Origin of the sequence: Streptomyces sp. HB132, from assembly GCF_016909575.1 — a bacterium.
In the GTDB taxonomy this organism is placed as follows: Bacteria; Actinomycetota; Actinomycetes; order Streptomycetales; family Streptomycetaceae; genus Streptomyces.
Map to the genome: position 1 here is coordinate 156,820 of NZ_JAFBGA010000013.1, position 22,919 is coordinate 179,738.

Annotated in this window: 19 protein-coding genes and 1 pseudogene; 12 read left to right on the forward strand and 8 right to left on the reverse strand. The window is 67.1% G+C overall.

Annotated elements, in window-relative coordinates; genetic code table 11:
- Positions 1–30 precede the first annotated feature (30 nt).
- Complete coding sequence (locus JOC24_RS25520) at positions 31–330, forward strand: WXG100 family type VII secretion target (RefSeq protein ID WP_205022732.1); 300 nt, start codon at positions 31–33, stop codon at positions 328–330.
- 215 nt (positions 331–545) lie between these two features.
- Here the strand turns inward: JOC24_RS25520 and JOC24_RS25525 are convergent, their stop codons facing one another.
- Entirely contained in the window at positions 546–1,619 is a 1,074-nt protein-coding gene (locus JOC24_RS25525) for a (+)-(1(10)E,4E,6S,7R)-germacradien-6-ol synthase (protein ID WP_205022733.1), read from the reverse strand.
- A gap of 382 nt (positions 1,620–2,001) precedes the next feature.
- Between JOC24_RS25525 and JOC24_RS34275 the strand changes: the two are divergent.
- A pseudogene (locus JOC24_RS34275) lies at positions 2,002–2,052 on the forward strand (hypothetical protein); the annotation flags it as partial.
- On the opposite strand, the gene JOC24_RS34280 reads toward JOC24_RS34275, so the two are convergent.
- The gene (locus JOC24_RS34280) at positions 2,033–2,413 is read right to left on the reverse strand and encodes a winged helix-turn-helix domain-containing protein (protein WP_374104524.1); all 381 of its coding nucleotides are present in this window, start codon (positions 2,411–2,413) and stop codon (positions 2,033–2,035) included. The pseudogene JOC24_RS34275 and the gene JOC24_RS34280 sit on opposite strands and share 20 nt — an antisense overlap.
- Positions 2,414–2,499: 86 nt before the next feature.
- On the opposite strand from JOC24_RS34280, the gene JOC24_RS25535 reads away from it, so the two are divergent.
- Complete coding sequence (locus tag JOC24_RS25535) at positions 2,500–2,949, forward strand: IS630 family transposase (protein WP_307792757.1); 450 nt, start codon at positions 2,500–2,502, stop codon at positions 2,947–2,949.
- Between the two features lie 75 nt (positions 2,950–3,024).
- On the opposite strand, the gene JOC24_RS25540 is transcribed toward JOC24_RS25535, so the two are convergent.
- The 4 genes from JOC24_RS25540 to eccCa form a co-directional block, all read right to left on the reverse strand.
- Positions 3,025–3,642, reverse strand: a complete 618-nt coding sequence (locus JOC24_RS25540) for a hypothetical protein (RefSeq protein WP_205022734.1) — start codon at positions 3,640–3,642, stop codon at positions 3,025–3,027.
- A gap of 3 nt (positions 3,643–3,645) precedes the next feature.
- A complete protein-coding gene (locus JOC24_RS25545) occupies positions 3,646–5,949 on the reverse strand; it encodes a DUF6571 family protein (protein WP_205022735.1) in 2,304 nt (767 codons plus the stop codon).
- Positions 5,949–6,419 (reverse strand): hypothetical protein, encoded by a 471-nt coding sequence (locus JOC24_RS25550; protein ID WP_205022736.1) that lies wholly within the window; start codon positions 6,417–6,419, stop codon positions 5,949–5,951. Before JOC24_RS25550 ends, JOC24_RS25545 begins: the two co-directional genes overlap by 1 nt.
- A 147-nt stretch (positions 6,420–6,566) precedes the next feature.
- Positions 6,567–10,535, reverse strand: a complete 3,969-nt coding sequence (eccCa, locus tag JOC24_RS25555) for a type VII secretion protein EccCa (RefSeq protein WP_205022737.1) — start codon at positions 10,533–10,535, stop codon at positions 6,567–6,569.
- A gap of 244 nt (positions 10,536–10,779) precedes the next feature.
- Between eccCa and eccD the strand changes: the two genes are divergently transcribed.
- The 6 genes from eccD to JOC24_RS25585 all read left to right on the forward strand — a co-directional run bounded on the left by eccD (position 10,780) and on the right by JOC24_RS25585 (position 17,859).
- Entirely contained in the window at positions 10,780–12,282 is a 1,503-nt protein-coding gene (gene eccD / locus JOC24_RS25560; protein WP_205022752.1) for a type VII secretion integral membrane protein EccD, read from the forward strand.
- 178 nt (positions 12,283–12,460) lie between these two features.
- Positions 12,461–12,751, forward strand: a complete 291-nt coding sequence (gene rpsO, locus JOC24_RS25565; RefSeq protein WP_003965855.1) for a 30S ribosomal protein S15 — start codon at positions 12,461–12,463, stop codon at positions 12,749–12,751.
- 272 nt (positions 12,752–13,023) lie between these two features.
- Complete coding sequence (locus JOC24_RS25570; protein ID WP_205022753.1) at positions 13,024–15,240, forward strand: polyribonucleotide nucleotidyltransferase; 2,217 nt, start codon at positions 13,024–13,026, stop codon at positions 15,238–15,240.
- Entirely contained in the window at positions 15,237–16,616 is a 1,380-nt protein-coding gene (locus JOC24_RS25575; protein WP_205022738.1) for a M16 family metallopeptidase, read from the forward strand. Before JOC24_RS25570 ends, JOC24_RS25575 begins: the two co-directional genes overlap by 4 nt.
- Positions 16,617–16,638: 22 nt before the next feature.
- The gene (gene dapB / locus JOC24_RS25580) at positions 16,639–17,391 is read left to right on the forward strand and encodes a 4-hydroxy-tetrahydrodipicolinate reductase (protein ID WP_205022739.1); all 753 of its coding nucleotides are present in this window, start codon (positions 16,639–16,641) and stop codon (positions 17,389–17,391) included.
- 15 nt (positions 17,392–17,406) lie between these two features.
- Positions 17,407–17,859 carry a tetratricopeptide repeat protein gene (locus JOC24_RS25585; protein WP_205022740.1) on the forward strand — a complete coding sequence of 151 codons (453 nt, stop codon included), beginning with the start codon at positions 17,407–17,409 and terminating at the stop codon, positions 17,857–17,859.
- Positions 17,860–17,901: 42 nt separating this feature from the next.
- On the opposite strand, the gene JOC24_RS25590 is transcribed toward JOC24_RS25585, so the two are convergent.
- Positions 17,902–18,453: a hypothetical protein gene (locus JOC24_RS25590; protein WP_205022741.1), complete on the reverse strand. Its 552-nt coding sequence runs from the start codon at positions 18,451–18,453 to the stop codon at positions 17,902–17,904.
- 93 nt (positions 18,454–18,546) lie between these two features.
- Complete coding sequence (locus tag JOC24_RS25595; RefSeq protein ID WP_205022742.1) at positions 18,547–18,786, reverse strand: hypothetical protein; 240 nt, start codon at positions 18,784–18,786, stop codon at positions 18,547–18,549.
- A 175-nt stretch (positions 18,787–18,961) separates the two neighbouring features.
- Here JOC24_RS25595 and thyX point away from each other — a divergent pair, with 175 nt between their 5' ends.
- From thyX to JOC24_RS25610, 3 genes are all read left to right on the forward strand, one after another.
- A complete protein-coding gene (gene thyX / locus JOC24_RS25600) occupies positions 18,962–19,699 on the forward strand; it encodes an FAD-dependent thymidylate synthase (protein ID WP_205022743.1) in 738 nt (245 codons plus the stop codon).
- 152 nt (positions 19,700–19,851) lie between these two features.
- The gene (gene dapA, locus JOC24_RS25605) at positions 19,852–20,751 is read left to right on the forward strand and encodes a 4-hydroxy-tetrahydrodipicolinate synthase (RefSeq protein ID WP_205022744.1); all 900 of its coding nucleotides are present in this window, start codon (positions 19,852–19,854) and stop codon (positions 20,749–20,751) included.
- Between the two features lie 130 nt (positions 20,752–20,881).
- A complete protein-coding gene (locus JOC24_RS25610) occupies positions 20,882–22,567 on the forward strand; it encodes a ribonuclease J (protein ID WP_205022745.1) in 1,686 nt (561 codons plus the stop codon).
- Positions 22,568–22,919 lie beyond the last annotated feature (352 nt).

The window sequence follows — 22,919 nt, forward strand, 5'->3', positions numbered from 1 at the left end:
ACATCGAACTAGATTGAACTGGAGGACCGTATGCCGACCAACGACGGCACGATGGTTGTCACTTACTCGAGCCTGGAGCAGGCGGCTGGTGACATCGACCGGCAGGGCAGGCAGCTTCAGGAGGACCTCGCGGCGATCAAGCGAGTGGTCGCGAGTGCGTCCGAGCTCTGGGTTGGCGAGGCCAAGTCGGCGTACGACGCGTCGCGGGCCGGCTGGGACCGTGACGCCGAGGCGATCGAGAAGGCTCTGGCCGAGATCTCCCGCAAGGTGCGCGACGCCGGCGCCGCCTACCAGGGCGGCGACAAGCGGGCGAGGGCCAACTTCGAGTAGATCTCGAAGAGCGAACTGACAGGTCAGGGTGGGCACGCACGGGAGGTGCCCACCCTGACCTGTGTCGTGAGCCCGTGTGCACCCGCAATGAACAAGGTGCGAGACTCCGGCGCGCTGGGGGCGTCCTGTGCGCCATGGCGCACGCCGAAGGACCCTCCAGGAAGGAGAGGCCCCCGGTACGCCCAAAGTGTCCGCAGCCGCCGAGCCGGCTCAGGTCACCGCTCGTCCAGCAGGTTCCACCACCAGGCGACACTGGCGATCGGCAGAGGCTGGTGCGCTTCCTGTTCCTGGAACGGGGAGGCCGCACTGCCGGCCGGAAGGTCGGCGGGGTTCTCCGGATTGACGTAGCGGTTGGTGGTGAGGGACCAGTCGTAGTCGGCGCGGATCCAGGAGTCGCAGTCCGTGATCCACCGGTGAAGTTCGGAGCCGGCGTCGCGGAGTATCTGGTCGCGGAGACGGAGGTACAGGGCCATGGCACGGGTGTGCATGACGGCGGTCTCGCTCACCGCTTCGTCGAGGGAGCAGTCTCGTTCGTAGGCGATCAGATCGACGATGTTCCCGTATCCCTCCTGGCTGCGTTGGCGCTCCTTGTGGTACGAGACGAGGTCGTTGGACCAGCCGATGATCGCCGCGAAGACCTCGACGAACGCGCGGACGTCGTGCCGTTCGTAGTCGGCCGCGGAGAGGTCGTATCCGTGGATGATCTCGCTGAGCGTCGAGAAGATCTTGACGCCGGAGGAGTCGAGCCGGACTGCCAGATGGTCGGAGAGGCTGGGAACCCGCCCGTGGGCGCCGTTCGCGGCCATCCAGATCTGGCCCTGTAGGTAGGCACGGAAGCTGGCGGCCCAGCGGGCGGTCTGCACGGGTGTGGTGAGGTCGTCGAGCCGCAGACGTAACTCGAGCAGTGCGGCGCTGTAGTTGTCGTCGATGGTGGCGGCCCAGGGGACTTCGACGACGCGTTGAAGCTTCGTGATGATGAGCAGGGTGGCATCCGGGGATGCCGCTACCGGCCCCTCGTCGCAGTACTCGTCGTCGAACGCGAAGAGCCACATCAGGAAGTCGGAGGTCCACTGCAAGCCCGCCATACGCCCGGACGGGGCACCGCGGCTCGTGATCTCACCGACGGAGATGCGTGTCAGCCGGTCACGTTGTGCCCGGTCCGAGTAGAGGCCGAATCGATCGAGCCAGTCGGCCGAACGATCGTCGATCTCACGCCACCTCGGGTGGATCCCCGACGGGAGCGGGACCCACAGCTGAGGGATCTTCGGCGCTGGAGCTGGGGAGGTCATGTACCGCCCTTTCGCATGTACGTAACCGATGCCTCTGAGACCCGGAAGTTAGCAAGGTGTAAGACGAACGGGTACAACTGATTCAAGCCGGGTTGGGCCACGGGCTGGTGCCCTTGCTGTCAGGGAGCCGTGGCGTCCGGCTAGGTCTCCGGTGCTCGTGAATGGCGCTAAAGCGGTTGATCACGCCGTCTTTGCGCTTGATCGCCCTGGGCGCGCAGGTGGCCCGAAAGTGACTCTTGTCAGGCATTGATCCGAACGCTGTAGGTTCAGGCTTGTTGATGGTGTGTGAGTGATCTGGTTGCGGACGCGCGGACTTGGTCGCCGGACGCGCAGGAGGCCGTGCCGTTGCTGGCGGTGTCGGCTGGTGGAGGGCCGTGATCGGGTGGAGGTCGCGGACCTGTTCAAGGTGTCGTTCAGGGCCGTGGACAACTGGTGGGTGAGGTGGCGGGCCGGCAGGCGGGATGCGCTGTTGTCCGTGCCGCGGAGTGGGCGCGCGGATGAACATCAGGTTCTGTCGGAGGCTGAGCAGGCCGCCGTGCGGCAGGCGGTCCTGGATCACACCCCGTCCGGCCTGGGGCTTTCTGGTCAACTGTGGACGGTGCGGCCGGTGACCTGGTCCGAAAGGACCCCGACCTGGTCAGAGACAGGATCTCGCCGTCATCGGCCTTCGCCCGAGCCCGGATCGCCGGCCAGGTCTCCTCGTGCCACGCTCGGACGGCTTCCGGATTCTGCTCGCCGGCCCGCTTCTCCGGCCGCTGGAAGGTCAGCCCCCAGCGCTTGAGGTTCTTGCCCACCCGGGGCTCGGTGAAGCGGACCCGTACAGCTTGAAGATCAGTCGGCCTATCCGTCCCTGGGCTGGGGTGCCAAGGGAAGGACTCCGGTGGTTCGCCGTACCGGGAACCGGTTCTCTGCGAACACGATGTCCGCGATCAGCACCCGCGGCCGGATGCATTTCATGGTCTTCACCGAGCCGTTCGACGCGACGGTCATGTGTCGCTTCCTCGCACGCATCGTCGGACTCTTCTACCGGAAGGTCCATCTGATCGTCGACCGGCACTCGGCCCACCGCTCGAAGACTGTCCGGTCCTGGCTCGCCGATCATGAGGACAAGATCGAGCTGCACTTCCTGCCCGCGTACTCACCGGAACTGAACCCGGACGAGCTCCTCAACGCCGACCTCAAGCGCAGCCTGCCCCACACTCACCGGGCCAGGAGACGAACCGAACTCGCCGCCGAGACGCGCAGGTTCTTCCACCGTCGGCAACGCCAACCCCACTTCATCACGGGCTACTTCACAGCCCCGCACGTCCGCTACACCCTCGACGAGTGAACCCAATGAGTTTCTGATGCGTAGGTACCGAGGATGTGTTGGTGGGTCTTGCGGTGATTTCTTCCGATTCAGCCTTTAAGCCTCGAAAGGGAGAGTGCAGCGAGCGTCCTTGTGGGCATATTTCGCTGCACTGGTGGCCAAGGTGATCATCTCTTTGCGATACCGGTCATTTTTTCTTTCCTCAGCTGTAACCCACAATACGACGATAGTGGTGAGGCTCCTCTTATCTTCAGCGAAGCAAGGGGCGGAAAGGGCCACCTTTCTCTGCGATACGACGCCCCATCTGTTCGTGCTGATGTCGAACCTATCGAAATTCTTAGGGTTTTCGATGTCGATCATTTTACTTGCCGGCCCATTGGCCCAGTCGGAGAATGTGCCACCCAGGTCTGTGTACTCGGTTCGCGTAACCAGAAATTCCATGTCTCCCGTCCAGGCGTGGCAGCCAGAGAAATAACTGATCCTCCCCCCCAAGTTTTTTTGTTCCCTAAACGAGTACTCCGGTTTGCGTGGGGCTATTTCCTGGAGGCTGGTCGCCACCCTATTCGAGGTGCCGAGGTTCTCGCATACGTCTTCTGCATCGATGATCCCGACGTCTTCGAACGGGGGGATGTCAAGAAGGTAGGCAGCCCCGACCGCAAGGGCCGTCACTGTGGCCAAACTCGCTGCAATATTTCGCACTCTGCTCTTACGCATAAATTATTTCTTCTCCTCGAGTTCGCCCGGCTTTCCTTCGCCGTCGATTGAGTTGCGAATGTTGGAGGTGGCGTTAGTGAATCCCGACTCTGCTGCGGGTGCTACGGAAGCTACGATGTGCGGGGAGGGGTTCCCTGACTGCTCGCCAGCTTTTATGGCGGCCTCCTCTATGAGCTTGTAGGTGGATTCCTTTGTTGCGTCCATTGCCTGCCCGTTGCTGTAGATGACATCCCCGGATTTATCTCTCATCGTTCCTTCTGTGAATCCGCTAATAATTTCGTCTGCAGCGGTACCGGCCACTCCCCCCACGATCACCCCGCCTGGACCAAGCATCGATGCTGTTCCAATGCCAATACCGATGCCAACAGTGCTGCCGACCCAGGTGCTCGTGGCCTCAATTGCTTTGTTGTACTCAGCGTCTTTGGCTCCGCCTTCCACTTCTGCCTCGTATGAGCGACCCGCGCCAATGGTTCCCTGGATTTCTCCGGCCGCCGTTGCGGTCAATCCGATTGTTTGCTTAAGGTTCTCGCTCTGTGGAACGCTCGGGTCGGTGACGAACGCGTCAGGATTCCGGAAGTGGTACTCCATGAGGTGAGTCGTATAACTGTGCTGCCCGACGTTTACTGCCGCGTAGCCTTCGGGGTTCCGCCCCAGCATGTAAAGGAAGCGCGTGGTGTCGGATTCCCCCACCGATACTGCGGAGCCTGCAATGGGAAAAAGATTGTCTTGACCTTTTTCATTCGGATTGATTGAACGAAAAATGTCAGGCATGTATTCTGCGGCAATCTGGCCGACGCTGTCAGACATGTAACTGTGATTGCCCAACAGCTCGGGCTTCTCTGAAATCGCCTCAATCAGGCTCTTCGTCAGTGCTGCCTGCTCCGCGTTGTGTGCCGGCGTATCCTGAGTAGGCATTTCTCCGGCCGGGTGCCCGGTCGTAGCTGCCTCGATGGCCTGGGCCATAAAGTTCCTCCCGGCGATGCTGTCGTCCCCCTTGTTGTTCTTGTCCTCCGGCCAGTCCCGCTCACCGAAGAGATAATCGAAGTTGCTGAGCTCCCTCATCCCCTTCTTCCCGTCCCCATCGGTGTCTTCCTTGAACTCGTGATCCTCCTCCTTCGTCAGGAAGGTGTCGTTGAAGAACTCCGTTGCAGCATCAGGGCTGCTCGACAGAGCCTTCATGAAGCCCGTCATCGGGTCCGTTCCGGAATCCGAGCCCGTGCGGTTGAGGACGGGATCCATGGGGCTTCCGGTGCGCCAGGCGCCGTGACGGCCGTTGTCCGTGCGCTCCTTCTCGGTCTTGATCAGTTCGTTTCCGTAGTCGTCGAGGAACTTGTTGTCGAAGTTTCCCCATCGCATCAGATTGCTCATCACCTGGAATCCCACGGTGTTCGATCCCCTTGCGATGGGCTGGCCGCCGAGATCCACCATGTCCCGCTTCCAGTCCGTCATCCCCCGGCTGTCGCTCTGGGTGGCGGTGGCCAGGGTCAGGCTGAGGCTCTTTTGCAGCTCGTCGTACTGGTCACCCCGGGCGCTGTGCAGGTCGGTGGGCCTCGGGGTGTTCAGCTCCGCCCAGAAATCCAACATCCCCTGCGCTTTGAGCTTCTCCGCGAAACGGGCGCTGAACAGTTCGTCGCCCGACATCTTCTTGAGCCCGGCGTTCAGCCTGTCGAATTCCTTGACGGTGAGGTCGGTGGGGTCCTTCTTCGCGATAACCGCCAACGCGTCGGCCTGCTTGATCGCGTTGTCCGCGGAGTCCCGGTCCTTGTATTCGGCGCCCGTGAATCCGAGTTCAGCCTGGTCGGACAGGGCCTTGAGGGCCACCGAGCCCGTGTGATCGCTCTCGGTCGCCTTGCCGAGGATGTTCTGGATCTCGGTGCGGAGGGCGTTCATGGCACTCTCGTTGTCTTCGGGGGAGGCGATCCCCGTGCTGCTGGGGCCGATGCGCGTGGACACCGTGAACCCGCCCCCGCCACTTGCTGAGACCGTGAGGTTCTTCTTCAACCCACGTTCCACGGCCTCATCGAGCTGACTCCGGTACGACTTCAGCTCGTTGCGCATGTCCTTGAGAATGTTCCACAGGGACTTGGCCTGTTTGTGCGCGTCGTCGAACTCCCGCACCGTCTTGTCGACGAACCCTTTGGTGACATTGGCGTTGTCGCCTGACCAGTCGGCCTTGTCGGCCTTTGCCTTGAGGCCGTCCCGGGCATCCTCTTTGAGGGCGGCAAGGTTCGTCACCATCGTCGACCAGTCGGTGACAGCCGCGTCCAGTTGTCCGAACTTGGCGAAGCGCAGGGTCTCGAAATCCATCAGTTGTCCGCCTTGTTCTTCTCACCCTTGGGCGCGTTGTCGTCGTCGAAGGCCTGGTCGAGCGCGGCGATACTGCTGACCCTGGTCCGGACGTACTGGTCGTCACTCTCGTGCACGTACTTCGTGAAGTCGACGTGGTTCGCTATGTGCCCACACGCGTCCCTGAGGGACTTGAGCTGTATGTCCCACCGATGCGCCACGTGCTGGAGAGCGCCACCGAGTTCGAAGCCCTGCTTGGTGAGGTCGCCTGCCGCCGTTTCGCTGGGAGGCACCGCCACACGGGCCTCCTTCCACAAGCGAGTGTGCAGCTTCTGGGCATCGTCACGTACGCCTGACAGGTCGGTCTGGTTGACCGCGAGGTCGCCCTTCTTACCTCCACCGCCTCCGGGCCCGGCCTTGTTCAGCCGCATCTGCGTGCCGGCCTTGTCAGCCGCTTCGGCCTTCAACTGTTCCCACTCGGCCCATGCCATGTGCGGACCCCCATCAGTCAGTAAGCGGAATGCTGAGCTTCGGAATCTCTTCTGCCTCTACGCCCGGCGCAGGTACGGGCGGTGACAGCGGCATCTCGCCCCCTGTCACCGCCCGCCCCGTCACCGCTGCGCGCCCTGCCGGGCGTCCTACCGTTCCCCGTCCATGAGCCCCGTCTGCACCAGCGGATTCCCGCGACGCCGGGTGACGAAGATTCCGCGCCCCGGCGGCATGGGACGCGGACGTACGTTGCCCAGCACATCGCCCTCGACGGGGTCGCCCGACAGGACCACGCCCTGCGCCCCCAGTTCCAGCATGCGCTGCATGAACGGCTCGTACAGCGCACGGCTCGCTCCCGCCGTGCTGCGGGCGATGATGAACCGCACGCCCACGTCGCGGGAGAACGGCAGCATCTCGGTGAGCTTCGCCAGCGGGTTCCCGCTGGACGTCGAGACCAGGTCGTAGTCGTCCACGACCACGTACACCGTCGGCCCGCTCCACCAGCTGCGCTCACGCAGCTCCTGGGCCGTGACCTCGGGTGAGGGCGTACGCCGTTTCATCAGGTCGTACAGCGCGTCAGCGTGGTGCTCCATGTTGTTGGACATGGGCACGTACTCCGCGAGGTGCGTCGCCGGGGTGACGTCCAGCAGCGCACGCCGGTTGTCGATGACGAAGAACTTCGCGGAGTTGCCGTCGTACCTCTCGGTGATCTGCTTGATGAGCAGGCGCATCAGGTTGGACTTGCCGGACTCGCTCTCGCCGAACACCAGGAAGAAGGGGTCCCGCTCGAAGTCGAGGAAGACCGGCTCCAGGTTGTTCTCGTCGATGGCGAACGCGATGCCCCGCTCCGGCTGCGCGTAGCCCGCGGGCAGCTCGTGCACCGGGAGTTCGCGGGGCAGCAGCCGGACGGCCGGGGCCGGAGCGGCGGTCCAGTGGCGGGCGACCTCCTGGTTCATGGCCGCCGTGGCCTCGGAGAGGTCGCTGTCGGAGTTGATGCCGTCGATGCGCGGTACCGCTGCCATGAAGTGCAGCTTCTCCGGCGTGAGCCCGCGTCCGGGGACGCCGGGGGGCACGTTGACCGCGGCCTTGCGGTCGAGTTCCGAGTCCATGACGTCACCGAGCCGCAGTTCGAGCCGGTTCATCAGGTGGTCCTTCAGGTTCGCCCGGACCTCCATGGACCGCGACGCCGTGACGATGAGGTGGATGCCGTAGCCGAGGCCGCGCTGCGCGATGTCCACGGCCGCCGATTCCAGAGCCTCGTAGTCCGTCCGGAAGTTGCCCCAGCCGTCGATGATGAGGAAGACGTCGCCCCACGGCTGGTCCGTCACCGAGATCTCGCCACGCGCCCGCAGCCTGCGGAAGGTGGCGATGGAGTCGATGCCCGCGCTGCGGAAGTACTCCTCACGGCGCGCCATGATTCCGTACACCTCGGCGACCGTACGACGCACACGTTCGGGGTCGAGCCGTGAGGCGACCCCTCCGACGTGCGGCAGACCGGAGACCGAGGCCATGCCACCGCCACCGAAGTCGAGTCCGTAGATCTGGACCTCGTGCGGCGTGTGGGTGAGGGCGAAGCCCGCGATGAGCGCGCGCAGCAGCGTGGACTTGCCGGACTGCGGGCCGCCGGTGATCTGCATGTGGCCCGCCGCACCGGAGAAGTCCCGGTAGAGCGTGTCGCGGCGCTGCTCGTACGGCTTGTCGACCACACCCAGCGGTACGACGAGACGGCCCGAGCCCTCGAACCCGGGCTGGGTCAGCCCCCGGCCCTCGACCGCGGAGAGCCCCGGCAGGAGCTCGTCCAGCGACGGCGGATTGTCCAGCGGAGGCAGCCACACCTGGTGCGCGGAGGCACCCCGGCCCTCCAGCCGGCGCACGATCACGTCGAGCACCGTGTCGGCCAGGGCGTCGTCCTCGGCCCTGCGCGCATCGGGTACGCCGGCCTGGGCCGTCGGCTGCACGTAACGCACCGGCACCGGAGCCGCGGTGAACACCGCGGGCCTGCGGTCCACGGGCAGAGGACCGGAGGACGCGGCCGGCTGGGCGCCCGAGCGGTACACGCCCGAGACGTACGCCGCCTTGAAGCGCACCATCTCGTCGGTGCCGTACTTCAGGTAGCCGGAACCGGGGACGTTGGGCAGGTGGTAGGCGTCGGGGACGCCCAGCGCGGCGCGGGACTCGCCCGCGGAGAAGGTACGCAGACCGATCCGGTACGACAGGTAGGTCTCCAGGCCGCGCAGCCGCCCCTCCTCGAGGCGCTGCGAAGCCAGGAGCAGGTGGACGCCCAGCGAACGGCCGATGCGCCCGATCTGTACGAACATCTCGATGAAGTCCGGCTTGGCCGTGAGCAGTTCGCTGAACTCGTCGATGACCAGGACGAGCGAGGGAATGGGCTGCAGCGCGGCACCCGCGGCGCGCGCCTTCTCGTAGTCGTGGATGTTGGCGTAGTTGCCCGCGTCGCGCAGCATCTCCTGACGCCGGTTGAGCTCACCGCTGATGGAGTCGCCCATGCGGTCCACCAGCGTCAGGTCGTCAGCGAGGTTGGTGATCACCGCTGCGACGTGCGGCATCTGAGCCATCCCGGCGAAGGTGGCACCGCCCTTGAAGTCCGCGAGGACGAAGTTCAGCGTCTCCGAGGTGTGGGTGACGGCGAGGCCGAGTACGAGCGTACGGAGCAGCTCGGACTTGCCGGAACCGGTGGCGCCCACGCACAGCCCGTGCGGGCCCATGCCCTCCTGAGCCGCCTCCTTGAGGTCCAGCATCACCGGGGAGCCGTCCTCGCCCACGCCGATCGGGACCCGGAGCCGCTCCGCCTGCGAACGCGCCCGCCAGGTGCGGCTGACGTCGACCGAGGCCGCGTCACCGAGGTTCAGCAGATCGGTGAACTCCAGATTGGCCAGCAGCGGCTCGTCGTCGTCCCCGCCCGAGGCGACGTGGAGCGGAGCCAGCTGCCTCGCCAGCGCCTCCGCGGCCTCGGGGCTCAGCAGGTCGGGCAGGCCGTCGTACACCAGGCCGTGCCCCGACTCCAGCTGCAGCGAGTGAGGGTCCACCACGATGGAGAGACCGCCGCGTGCTCCGTTGACCTGGCCCGTGACGATCTCGACGACCGTCACGCCCTGGAGACCCTCCGCCGACGCGAGGACGGACGTCGCCGGTACGGACTCGCCGTCGAGTACGACGACGAGGTGCGGCTGGTCGAGGTGCGGCTGGCCACCGGGCTGGAAGCGGGGCCGGCCGTCGAGGCGGCCCGCGAGCATCTCCTCCAGCTCCGCGACACTGGTGGAGATCAGACGGCGGCTTCCGGCACCGTCGATCGAGCCCCGCGCCTGGACGTGCGGGAGCCACTTCGTCCATTCCCAGCGCGGAGCGGCGTCACGGCCGGTCGCGACGGCGATGACCAGGTCCTCGGGGGAGTGCAGCGAGGCGAGTGCCGCGACCATCGCGCGGGCGGTGGCCCGCGCGGACTCCGCCTCGCCGCTGATCGTCAGGTGGTAGAAGGCGCGGAGCGAGACCGCCATCGGCAGCCCGTCCAGCGTGCTGTGGGTCGTGAGGAACTGCTGCATCGCCCCGGCCGTCAGGGGCTCCAGCTCATCGACGGGCGCGGTCTCGGGCGCGACGAGCGGTGTGGCGAGTTCCTGGCTGCCCAGGCCGATGCGCACGTGCGCGAAGTCCGCGTCCCCGACCCGGCGCTCCCACACCCGGCTGCCCTCGGCGACGAGCGCCCACAGCTGCTCCGGGGACGGGTGCAGGTAGAACTGCGCGTCGCGCTGCTGCCGTGCCGTCCTCAGGACGGCACGCCTGGTCTGCGTCAGGTACTTCAGGTAGTCGCGCCGCATGTCCGCGAGCTCACCCTGGGTGCCGCGCCGGAAACGGATGATCATCGCGATCGCCATGGCGATCGTCGAAGCGATCATGATCATGCCCATGATCCGCATGATCGGGAGCGGCGTCATGAAGAAGAAGACGACGGAACCACCCATGCCGAGCATCGGCAGCAGCTGCATCATCACCCCCTCCTGCTGCCCGCGGGGCAGCTCGGGCGGAGGTTGCAACTGCACCTGCTCGCCCGGAACTTCGGAGGGGAGGGCCCGTGGTGGGCGCTTGACGACGATCTGGCTCACAGCTCACCAATTCCCTTGCCGGACGGAACTGTTCCTATCGGCGCCCCCGTGGCGACGGGCCCCGTCCGCGGGAGGATCCTACTGGCGTACCCGGTGACCCGAGGGCGGTAGGGTGTCGCGACGCGTGTACGCATCCGCTAACTACCGCAAAAAAATGGGTCATTCGGGACGCAGTCGGAACCCGTGGCTCGAGGGTGCGTCCGCAGAGGTCCAGGAGAAGCATGAGGGGGAGCAGCACGTGACTATGACGGCCCAAACGGCGGCTACCGGATCCGGGCGGCCGGGTCCCGGAGTTCCGGCCGGCAACGGAACCGGCTTCTGCCGGGTCACGGTCGTCGCGCCCGACAGCCGCGTCGACGTTGCGCTGCCCGAGGACATCCCCGTGGCCGACCTCTACCCGGAGATCCTGCGACTCGCGGGCCAGAGCCCCGCACAGGGCGCCCCGGTCGGGTATCACCTGGTGCGCCGTGACGGCACCGTCCTGGACAGTGGGCGCACACTGGCCGGCCAGCGCATCCTCGACGGCGAGCTGCTGTCGCTGCGGCCCTTCTCCGAGTCGCTGCCCCCCGCGGTCTTCGACGACGTCTCCGACGCCGTCGCCAGCGCAGTGGCCCGGGACCGCACCCTCTGGGGCGACAGCCTCATGCGGTCGGCCGGACTCTTCGGCGGGTCGGTCCTGCTGGTCCTGCTCGGCTTCGTGCTGTGGACCTCCGACGTGCGGCACGACATGCACGGGCTGCCGGGCATCCTGGCCGCCGTCACCGCCCTGCTCCTCCTCGCGCTGGCCTGCGTACGCGCGCGTGTCTACGCGGACCGTGGCTCGTCCATCGCGCTGGGGATCGGCGTCCTCGCCAACGCGGCGGTCGCGGGTGCCGGACTCCTGCCGCTCAGCCAGGGCCAGGGCATCGGCAGGCTCCAGTTCCTGCTCGCCTGCGCCGCGGTGCTGGTGGCGTCGGTGATCCTCATGATCGCCGCCCCCGAGGGCGACGGCACCTTCGTCGCGTTCGTCTTCGCGTCCGCCATCGGCGTGCTCGTGACCTTCATCGCGATCATGACCGGCATGGAACCGGCCGAGACCGCCGCCCTGTGCGCCCCTCTCTCCGTGGGGCTGCTCGCCTTCCTCCCCGGGCTCTCCACCCGTTTCGCCCGGCTCCCGATCGGTTTCGAGCCGCCCCGCACCACCGTCGGCGACTACGGGACGTCCGACCCGGCGCCGCAGGGCCCGGTCGACGCCGACCGCATCACCGCCCAGGCACGGCGCGGCCACGAACTGCTCCTCGGCCTCGTCGGAGGGTGCGCCCTGGTGGCCGTGGGAGCCGCCGCGGTGCTCGGCTTCTCCGACAGCGTCTGGGGCCAGCTGCTGGCGCTCGCCACCGGTGTCGCGATGCTGATGCGCGCCCACCTGTTCCGCTACACGGCCCAGGTCGGCTGTGCACTGGGGGCCGGCCTCGCCGCACTCGTGCTCCTCGGCCTCGGACTCTCCCTGAATCCTCCGGTCGAACTGATCCGCGAGGCGTTCAAGGGGGACAGCGCAGGGCTCGACATCCGTACGATCTGGCTCACCGCCGCGGTCGCCGGAGTCGCCGCGCTGATCACCGCCATAGGGCTGATCGTGCCGCGCAAGGGGGTCACGCCGTTCTGGGGACGCTTCCTGGAGATCGCCGAGGCCTGCGTACTCCTGACGCTGCTCCCGCTGTGCCTCGCCGTTTTCGACGTCTACCACTCGATCCGGGCCCTCACCAGCTGATCGGCCCGTCGGGGGCGCTCCGAAGGGCTGGTACTCTGACCAGTGGCCGTTTGTGTACGCGTCCTCGGATCATCCTGAGGGCTGCGCTCATCGGACCTTCGCCTCCGAGTCACGGAAGCTCCCCTGAGATCAAGACCAGGGGCACTCGTGGGCGCATCGAACATCAAGAGGAGTACGCGTGCCGCTCGACGCCGCTACGAAGAAGCAGATCATGTCCGAGTTCGCCCAGAAGGAGGGTGACACCGGATCCCCCGAGGTCCAGGTCGCCATGCTCTCCCGCCGGATCTCGGACCTGACGGAGCACCTCAAGACGCACAAGCACGACCACCACTCCCGTCGTGGTCTGCTGATCCTGGTCGGCCAGCGTCGCCGCCTCCTGCAGTACCTTGCCAAGAAGGACATCCAGCGCTTCCGTGCGCTCGTCGACCGCCTCGGCATCCGCCGCGGTGCGGCCGGCGGCGCCAAGTAAGGACGCTGTGAGAGGGAGCGGCACCCCGGTTCCAGGGGGCCGCTCCCTTTGCTGTACGTGCGTGACCGGGGTCAGTCTCAGTAACCTGGACGTACGACAACAGAACGAGGAGAGGCGCGCCACGGCCGCCGCCGGTCCTCGGTAGTGGCCCCCGGGAAAACGCCCGGGAGCTTCGATCGAAGACCGGCCCGCACACACGGCGCGCTTCTCCTGCACCGTCCTCCGCCACACGGGCGGCAGGACGAAAGACGACGAGTATGGAGAAATCACTAGTGGAGAACGAGACCCACTACGCCGAAGCCGTGATCGACAACGGTACTTTCGGCACCCGCACCATCCGCTTCGAGACGGGCCGCCTGGCCAAGCAGGCCGCCGGCTCCGCCGTCGCGTACCTGGACGACGACACCATGGTGCTGTCGGCCACCACCGCTTCCAAGCGGCCCAAGGACCAGCTCGACTTCTTCCCCCTCACGGTGGACGTCGAGGAGCGGCAGTACGCGGCCGGCAAGATCCCCGGCTCCTTCTTCCGCCGGGAGGGCCGGCCCTCCGAGGACGCGATCCTCACCTGCCGCCTGATCGACCGCCCGCTGCGCCCCTCCTTCAAGAAGGGCCTGCGCAACGAGATCCAGATCGTCGAGACGATCATGGCGCTCAACCCCGACCACCTGTACGACGTGGTCGCGATCAACGCCGCCTCCGCCTCCACCATCCTGGCGGGCCTGCCCTTCTCCGGCCCGATCGGCGCCACCCGCGTCGCCCTGATCAAGGGCCAGTGGGTCGCCTTCCCGACGCACACCGAGCTCGAGGACGCCGTCTTCGACATGGTCGTCGCCGGTCGCGTCCTCGAGGACGGCGACGTCGCGATCATGATGGTCGAGGCCGAGGCCACCGAGAAGACCATCCAGCTCGTGAAGGACGGCGCCGAGGCCCCGACCGAAGAGGTCGTCGCCGCCGGTCTGGAAGCCGCGAAGCCTTTCATCAAGGCGCTCTGCAAGGCCCAGTCCGACCTCGCCGCCAAGGCCGCCAAGCCCACCGGCGAGTTCCCGGTCTTCCTCGACTACCAGGACGACGTCCTGGAGGCGCTCGGCAAGGCCGTCAGCACCCAGCTCGCCAAGGCGCTCACCATCGCCGGCAAGCAGGAGCGCGAGGCGGAGCTCGACCGCATCAAGGAGATCGCGGGCGAGAAGCTCCTCCCGGCCTTCGAAGGCCGCGAGAAGGAGATCTCCGGTGCCTACCGCGCACTGACCAAGAAGCTGGTCCGCGAGCGCGTCATCAAGGACAAGGTCCGCATCGACGGCCGCGGCGTCACGGACATCCGTACGCTCGCCGCCGAGGTCGAGGCCATCCCGCGCGTGCACGGCTCGGCGCTCTTCGAGCGTGGCGAGACCCAGATCCTGGGCGTCACCACCCTCAACATGCTCCGCATGGAGCAGCAGCTGGACACCCTCTCCCCGGTGACCCGCAAGCGCTACATGCACAACTACAACTTCCCGCCGTACTCCGTCGGTGAGACCGGCCGCGTGGGCTCGCCCAAGCGCCGCGAGATCGGCCACGGAGCGCTCGCCGAGCGCGCCATCGTGCCGGTGCTGCCGTCGCGCGAGGAGTTCCCCTACGCGATCCGCCAGGTCTCCGAGGCGCTGGGCTCCAACGGCTCGACGTCCATGGGCTCGGTCTGCGCCTCCACCATGTCCCTGCTGAACGCCGGTGTGCCCCTCAAGGCCGCCGTCGCCGGTATCGCCATGGGCCTGATCTCCGAGGAGATCGACGGCAAGACCCACTACGTCGCCCTCACCGACATCCTCGGTGCGGAGGACGCCTTCGGTGACATGGACTTCAAGGTCGCCGGCACCAAGCAGTTCGTGACCGCGCTCCAGCTCGACACCAAGCTCGACGGCATCCCCGCCTCGGTCCTGGCCGCCGCGCTGAAGCAGGCCCGTGACGCGCGCCTCCACATCCTCGACGTGATGAACGAGGCCATCGACGTCCCGGACGAGATGTCCCCGAACGCCCCGCGGATCATCACCGTCAAGATCCCCGTGGACAAGATCGGTGAGGTCATCGGCCCCAAGGGCAAGATGATCAACCAGATCCAGGAGGACACCGGCGCCGACATCACGATCGAGGACGACGGCACCATCTACATCGGTGCCCAGCAGGGCTCGCAGGCCGAGGCCGCGCGCGCCACGATCAACGCGATCGCCAACCCGACCATGCCGGAGGTCGGCGAGCGCTACCTGGGTACGGTCGTCAAGACCACCACCTTCGGTGCGTTCGTCTCCCTGATGCCCGGCAAGGACGGCCTGCTGCACATCTCGCAGATCCGCAAGCTCGCCGGTGGCAAGCGCGTGGAGAACGTCGAGGACGTGCTCGGTGTCGGCTCCAAGGTCCAGGTCGAGATCGCGGAGATCGACTCCCGCGGCAAGCTCTCGCTGATCCCCGTGATCGAGGGCGAAGAGACCGACGAGAAGAAGGACGACACCGACAAGTGACGTCCCGTAGTTCCGTGACGACGGCCCGCCCCTCCTCGGAGGGGCGGGCCGTCGCCCGTACCCAAACGCTTCTCAAGGGCACCAACGGCATCGGCACCGTCCGCCGTACCGTCCTCCCCGGCGGCCTCCGCGTCGTCACCGAGACCCTGCCCTCCGTCCGCTCCGCCACCTTCGGGATCTGGGCCAACGTCGGTTCGCGCGACGAGACCCCCACCCTGAACGGTGCGACGCACTACCTCGAACACCTCCTCTTCAAGGGCACCGCCGAGCGCAGTGCCCTCGACATCTCCTCCGCGATCGACGCGGTCGGCGGAGAGATGAACGCCTTCACGGCGAAGGAGTACACCTGCTACTACGCGCGGGTCCTGGACACCGACCTGCCGCTGGCCATCGAAGTCGTCTGCGACATGCTGACCGGCTCGCTGATCGCCCCCGAGGACGTCGACGCCGAGCGCGGCGTCATCCTCGAGGAGATCGCCATGACGGAGGACGACCCGGGCGACTGCGTGCACGACCTGTTCGCACACACCATGCTCGGCGACACCCCGCTCGGCCGTCCTGTCCTCGGCACCGTCGACACGATCAACGCGCTGAACCGTGGCCAGATCGCCCGCTTCTACAAGAAGCACTACGACCCCACGCACCTGGTGGTGGCCGCTGCGGGCAACGTCGACCACGCCACGGTCGTACGCCAGGTCCGCAGGGCCTTCGAGCGTGCGGGCGCACTCACCCGTACCGACGCCGTGCCCACGGCGCCGCGCGAGGGGTCCCGCACCCTGCGTGCGGCCGGCAAGGTCGAGCTCCTGAACCGCAAGACCGAGCAGGCGCACGTCGTCCTCGGCATGCCCGGCCTGGCCAGGACCGACGAGCGCCGCTGGGCGCTCGGTGTCCTGAACACCGCACTCGGCGGCGGCATGAGCTCGCGCCTCTTCCAGGAGGTACGGGAGAAGCGCGGCCTCGCCTACAGCGTGTACTCGTACACCTCCGGCTTCGCCGACTGCGGCCTCTTCGGCGTGTACGCGGGCTGCCGGCCCAGCCAGGTCCACGACGTGCTGAAGATCTGCCGCGACGAGCTCGACCGCGTGGCGGCGGACGGCCTCGGCGACGAGGAGATCGGCCGGGCCGTCGGCCAGCTCGCCGGTTCCACGGTCCTCGGTCTCGAGGACACGGGCGCGCTCATGAACCGGATCGGCAAGAGCGAGCTCTGCTGGGGCGAACAGATGTCCGTCGATGACATGCTGGCGAAGATCGCGGCGGTCACCCCCGACGAGGTCCGGGCCGTCGCGGCCGACGTCCTCGGACAGCGGCCCTCGCTCTCGGTCATCGGCCCGCTGAAGGACAAGCAGGCCGACCGCCTCCAGGAAGCGGTCTCCTAACCACCCCGTAAGGACAAAGCACATGAGCAAGCTGCGCGTGGCCGTTCTCGGCGCCAAGGGACGCATCGGATCCGAAGCGGTTCGAGCCGTCGAGGCCGCCGACGACATGGAGCTGGTGGCCGCCCTCGGCCGCGGCGACACGCTGGAGACCCTGACCGAGACCGGTGCCCAGGCGGTCGTAGAGCTCACCACACCGGCGTCGGTGATGGAGAACCTCGACTTCTGCGTCCGGCACGGCATCCACGCGGTCGTCGGCACCACGGGCTGGACCGACGAACGGCTCGCGCAGCTGAACACCTGGCTCTCCGGCTCGCCGGAGACCGGTGTGCTCATCGCACCGAACTTCTCCATCGGTGCCGTGCTCACCATGAAGTTCGCGGAACGGGCCGCACGCTACTTCGAGTCCGTCGAGGTCATCGAGCTCCACCACCCGAACAAGGCGGACGCCCCCTCCGGCACCGCCACCCGCACCGCCCAGCTCATCGCGGCCGCCCGTGAGAAGGCGGGCGCGGCCCCGCAGCCGGACGCCACGGCCACGGCACTGGACGGAGCGCGGGGCGCGGACGTGGACGGCGTCCCGGTCCACTCCGTCCGGCTCCGCGGCCTCCTCGCCCACCAGGAGGTCCTCCTGGGCGGTGAGGGCGAGACACTCACCCTGCGGCACGACTCGCTGCACCACAGCAGCTTCATGCCGGGCATCCTGCTCGGCACCCGCCGCGTGGTGACCACTCCGGGCCTCACCTTCGGCCTCGAACACTTCCTCGACCTGAACTGACTGGGCCCGACCCCCATGCGCGCAAAGCTCACCTACGTCGTCACCGCCGCCGTCCTGGTCTTCTACTTCGTCCTGGCCGGCAGCCGCGGCGTCCTCCTCATCCGGCACGGCACGCTACTCACGGTCACCTTCGGCGTGGCGGTGCTGATCCTGCCGGTGATCGGCGTCTGGTTCCTCTGGAAGAACACGCAGTTCGTCCGCAGGGCCAATGCCCTGGCCGCCGAACTGGACGCCGAGAACGGCCTTCCGGTGGACGAGCTGGTGCGCACCCCGTCCGGACGGATCGACCGCGATTCGGCCGACGCCGTGTTCACCAGGCGCCGTGAGGAGACCGAGGACAGCCCCGACGACTGGCGCTGCTGGTTCCGGCTGGCCGTGGCGTACCAGGACGCCAGGGACACCCCACGTGCCCGTAAGGCGATGCAGCGCGCCATCGCCCTGCACGCGGACAAGCCGGTACGCGCCTGATCGGCGCCGTACCGGCTTGTCCGTGTGCTGCGGGGCCCGGCGTCAGCCGGTGCGGTATTCGTCGCCCCAGGCTTCGATCGAGTCGGTGGCACGCTCGAAGGCCTCGCCCCGGGCCAGGAAGTCCGCGTTGTGGTCGGTGACCAGGGGCGCCAGCGGCTCGCCGCTCCTGCGCACCACGGTCAGGGCCTGGCCCTGGACCGTGCGCGGCAGGCCGAGCCACTTCACCGGCTGCTGGACCGTGCGGACCGCTGCCGTGTCCTCCCACCGCACCGTGGTCGTACGGAAGAAGCCCACCCGGCGTACGCCGTGCCGGCTCACCCAGGCACCGACCCGCAGGAGCCGCAGTGCGCCGGCGATCGCCACGGCGGCGAGCGCGAAGCACACGGAGGCACCGGACAGCGAACCGGCGAACGTGATGATCATCGCGGCGAGCAGCACGAAGGACGCCAGCAGCAGCAGGGTGGCTGCCGCCGCGACCCGCCACGGGCCGGGGCGGTAGGGCCGCCGCCAGCTGTCGTGGTCGTCGAACGGCAGTGCGATGTCCGCTGCGTCCGCGTCGAATGCGCGGTCGGCCGTCAGGAAGGGCAGGGGCACGACTGATCCTCACTCACAAGCACGCTCGATTGCTGTGCCCGGTGAGGCTACCGAGCAGCCCCCGGGCGGAACACCTCAGGGGGCCCGTACGGGTCAGCGGTGTCGGGAGGCCTCGGACGTCTGGCCGTGGGACGGCGTCCGGTCGGTGTCGAGGGCGGGCAGTCCGAAGAGCAGCGACCCGGCGAAGCCGGCGATCAGCGTGAGCCCTACGAGGGAACGAGCGGCCAGCTGGGAGCGGCTGGCGCGCCGGCGGGGAGGGGGAGTGACATTACTGCGGAACCGGTCGGCCTCGGCAACGAACGAGAACGGGACGGATTCACGCCGGCGGAACATGAGGAAGGTCTCCTTGAACTCTGTGACGGGTGCTGCTACAGAGTGAGACGTACGGGAGGCCGGATCGGTGCCCCGAATCGCCGAACCCGTCCAAAATTTCCCGCTGACGGATGCCGCCTCCCGGGCCCGTAGAGTGGACGCCGCCCGAGCGACGCCATTGGAAGGACCCCCGCCGGTGACCGACACCCCCGAGCCCACGAAGGCCCACTTCCGCAGCGATGTCACCGTTGACCTGGTGAAATCAGCGGCCGGCGACTCCGACGTGCTCTTCGCAGCCCGCGTGTCCACGGCCGGGGAACAGTCCCTGGAAGAGGTCACCAAGGACCCTGAGCGCTCCAAGGGGCTCATCAACTACCTGATGCGGGACCGGCACGGCAGCCCGTTCGAGCACAACTCGATGACCTTCTTCATCAGCGCACCGATCTTCGTGTTCCGCGAGTTCATGCGGCATCGCGTGGGCTGGTCGTACAACGAGGAATCGGGCCGCTACAGGGAGCTCGAGCCGGTCTTCTACGTCCCCGGGGAGTCCCGCAAGCTGATCCAGCAGGGCCGCCCCGGAAAGTACGAGTTCGTCGAGGGAACTCCGGAGCAGCACACGCTGACCAGCCGCGCCATGGAGGACTCGTACCGCCAGGCCTACGACGCCTATCAGGAGATGCTCGCCGCCGGTGTCGCCCGTGAGGTGGCCCGCGCCGTGCTCCCCGTGGGGCTGTTCTCCACGATGTACGCGACCTGCAACGCCCGCTCGCTGATGCACTTCCTCGGCCTGCGCACGCAGCACGAGATGGCCAAGGTGCCGTCCTTCCCGCAGCGCGAGATCGAGATGGTCGGCGAGCAGATGGAACAGCACTGGCAGACCCTGATGCCGCTCACTCATGCCGCCTTCAACAAAAATGGTCGTGTAGCCCCGTAGGCGGTGTCCATATTGCGACGTTTCGTGAAGTTCATCTAGGCTGATCAAACGGACCCGGCACTGCCTGAACCCCCGAGCAGGCAGTGCCGGGCTCCTCTTCCGCGTCCCCCCGAGGGGACACGACGCTCCGAGCAACGAGTAGCGTGTTACCCATGGCTCCGATCTCCACTCCGCAGACCCCCTTCGGGAGGGTCCTCACCGCTATGGTCACGCCCTTCACGGCGGACGGCGTACTCGACCTCGACGGCGCCCAGCGGCTCGCCGCCCATCTGGTGGACGCAGGCAATGACGGCCTGGTCATCAACGGCACCACGGGTGAGTCCCCGACCACCAGCGATGCGGAGAAAGACCAGCTCGTAAGGGCTGTGCTGGAAGCCGTAGGAGACCGGGCCCACGTCGTCACAGGTGTCGGCACCAACGACACCCGGCACAGCATCGAGCTGGCCCGCACCGCCGAGCGCACCGGTGCCCACGGCCTCCTCGCCGTCACCCCGTACTACAACAAGCCGCCGCAGGAGGGCCTCCTGCGGCACTTCGGTGCCATCGCGGACTCCACGGACCTCCCGGTGATGCTGTACGACATTCCCGGCCGCAGCGGTGTGCCGATCGACACAGAGACGCTCGTACGCCTCGCCGAGCACCCGAGGATCGTCGCCAACAAGGACGCCAAGGGCGACCTCGGCCGCTCCAGCTGGGCCATCGCCGAGTCGGGCCTCGCCTGGTACTCCGGTGACGACATGCTCAACCTCCCGCTGCTCTCGGTCGGCGCGGTCGGCTTCGTCTCCGTCGTCGGCCACGTCGTCACCCCGGAGCTGCGCGCGCTCATCGAGGCACATCTCGGCGGCGACGTGCAGAAGGCCACGGAGATCCACCAGAAGCTGCTTCCGGTGTTCACCGGGATGTTCCGCACCCAGGGCGTGATCACCGCCAAGGCCGCGCTCACCCTGCAGGGCCTGCCCGCCGGTCCGCTGCGCCTCCCGCTGGTGGAACTCACCGCGCAGGAGACGGCCCAGCTCAAGATCGATCTGGCTGCCGGTGGGGTACAGCTCTGACCACGGACTTCACAACTGAATACGCGAGGACACTCGCGGCGGAAACACCACCTGACAACAGCAAGTGCACGAATGACATGCGCGCCACGTGCCCTCCGCGGTACGTGGCGTGCGTGGTGAGGAGAGTCTTTTGAGTCATCCGCATCCCGAACTCGGTACCCCGCCGAAGCTCCCCAAGGGCGGCCTGCGGGTCACCCCGCTGGGCGGCCTGGGCGAAATCGGCCGCAACATGACGGTCTTCGAGTACGGCGGCCGTCTGCTCATCGTCGACTGCGGTGTGCTCTTCCCCGAGGAGGAGCAGCCGGGGATCGACCTGATCCTGCCGGACTTCACCACTATCCGGGACCGTCTGGACGACGTCGAGGGCATCGTCCTCACGCACGGCCACGAGGACCACATCGGCGGCGTCCCGTATCTGCTCCGCCTGAAGCCGGACATCCCGCTCATCGGCTCCAAGCTGACCCTCGCCCTCATCGAGGCCAAGCTCCAGGAGCACCGGATCCGCCCCTACACCCTCGAGGTGGCCGAGGGGCAGCGCGAGCGCATCGGCGTGTTCGACTGCGAGTTCATCGCGGTCAACCACTCGATCCCGGACGCTCTCGCCGTCGCCATCCGCACCCCAGCGGGCATGGCCGTCGCGACCGGTGACTTCAAGATGGACCAGCTCCCTCTGGACGGCCGTCTCACCGACCTGCACGCCTTCGCCAGGCTGAGCGAGGAAGGCATCGACCTTCTTCTCTCCGACTCGACGAACGCGGAGGTGCCCGGATTCGTTCCGCCGGAGCGGGACATCTCCAACGTCCTGCGCACGGTGTTCGCCAACGCGCAGAAGCGCATCATCGTGGCCAGCTTCGCCAGCCACGTGCACCGCATCCAACAGATCCTGGACGCCGCCCACGAATACGGCCGCAGGGTCGCCTTCGTCGGACGCTCCATGGTCCGGAACATGGGCATCGCCCGTGACCTGGGCTATCTCAAGGTGCCCGCCGGTCTGGTCGTGGACGTGAAGACGCTCGACGACCTGCCTGACGACGAGGTCGTGCTGGTCTGCACGGGCTCCCAGGGCGAGCCGATGGCCGCGCTCTCGCGCATGGCCAACCGGGACCACCAGATCCGGATCGTCCGGGGCGACACGGTGATCCTGGCGTCGTCCCTGATCCCGGGCAACGAGAACGCTGTGTACCGCGTGATCAACGGCCTGACCCGCTGGGGCGCGAACGTCGTCCACAAGGGCAACGCCAAGGTGCACGTCTCGGGTCACGCGTCGGCCGGCGAGCTGCTGTACTTCTACAACATCTGCAAGCCGAAGAACCTGATGCCGGTGCACGGGGAATGGCGCCACCTCCGCGCCAACGCCGAACTCGGCGCGCTGACGGGTGTGCCGAAGGACCACATCGTCATCGCCGAGGACGGCGTGGTCGTCGACCTCATCGACGGCAAGGCGAAGATCGTCGGCAAGGTCCAGGCCGGCTACGTGTACGTGGACGGCCTCTCGGTCGGCGATGTCACCGAGACCTCCCTGAAGGACCGCCGCATCCTCGGTGACGAGGGCATCATCTCGGTCTTCATCGTGGTCGACAGTTCGTCCGGCAAGATCGTGGGCGGGCCGCACATCCAGGCCCGCGGTTCCGGGATCGACGACTCCGCCTTCAGCGCCGTGGTGCCGAAGGTCCAGGAGGCCCTCAACAAGTCGGCCCAGGACGGGGTCATGGAGCCGCACCAGCTCCAGCAGCTGGTCCGCCGCACGGTGGGCAAGTGGGTGTCGGACACCTACCGCCGGCGTCCGATGATCCTTCCGGTCGTCGTCGAGGTCTGACCCGACGCCGCCCGTCCGGAGCGGGGCGCCTCGATTTGCATCGAGGCGCCCCGCTCCAGTAGGTTTACGGCTCCGCCTGACCGGGAAGCACCGCGCGCAGCCATGCGTCGGGACACACCGAGCGGGGCGGAAATTCCGACTCAGGATCTCTGATAAAGTCGGATCCGCCGAAAGGTAAAGACCACTCCACAGGTCGCCGGAATCAAATTCGGACCGGAAACGGTACGGAAAAGAGTCTGGTAAAGTCGGAACCGCCGGAAAGGGAAACGCGAAAGCGAAGAACTGGAAAGCGAAAAAGCAGTGACCCGCTTCGGCCGGGAATCGGACACGAAAGAGTCTGATAGAGTCGGAA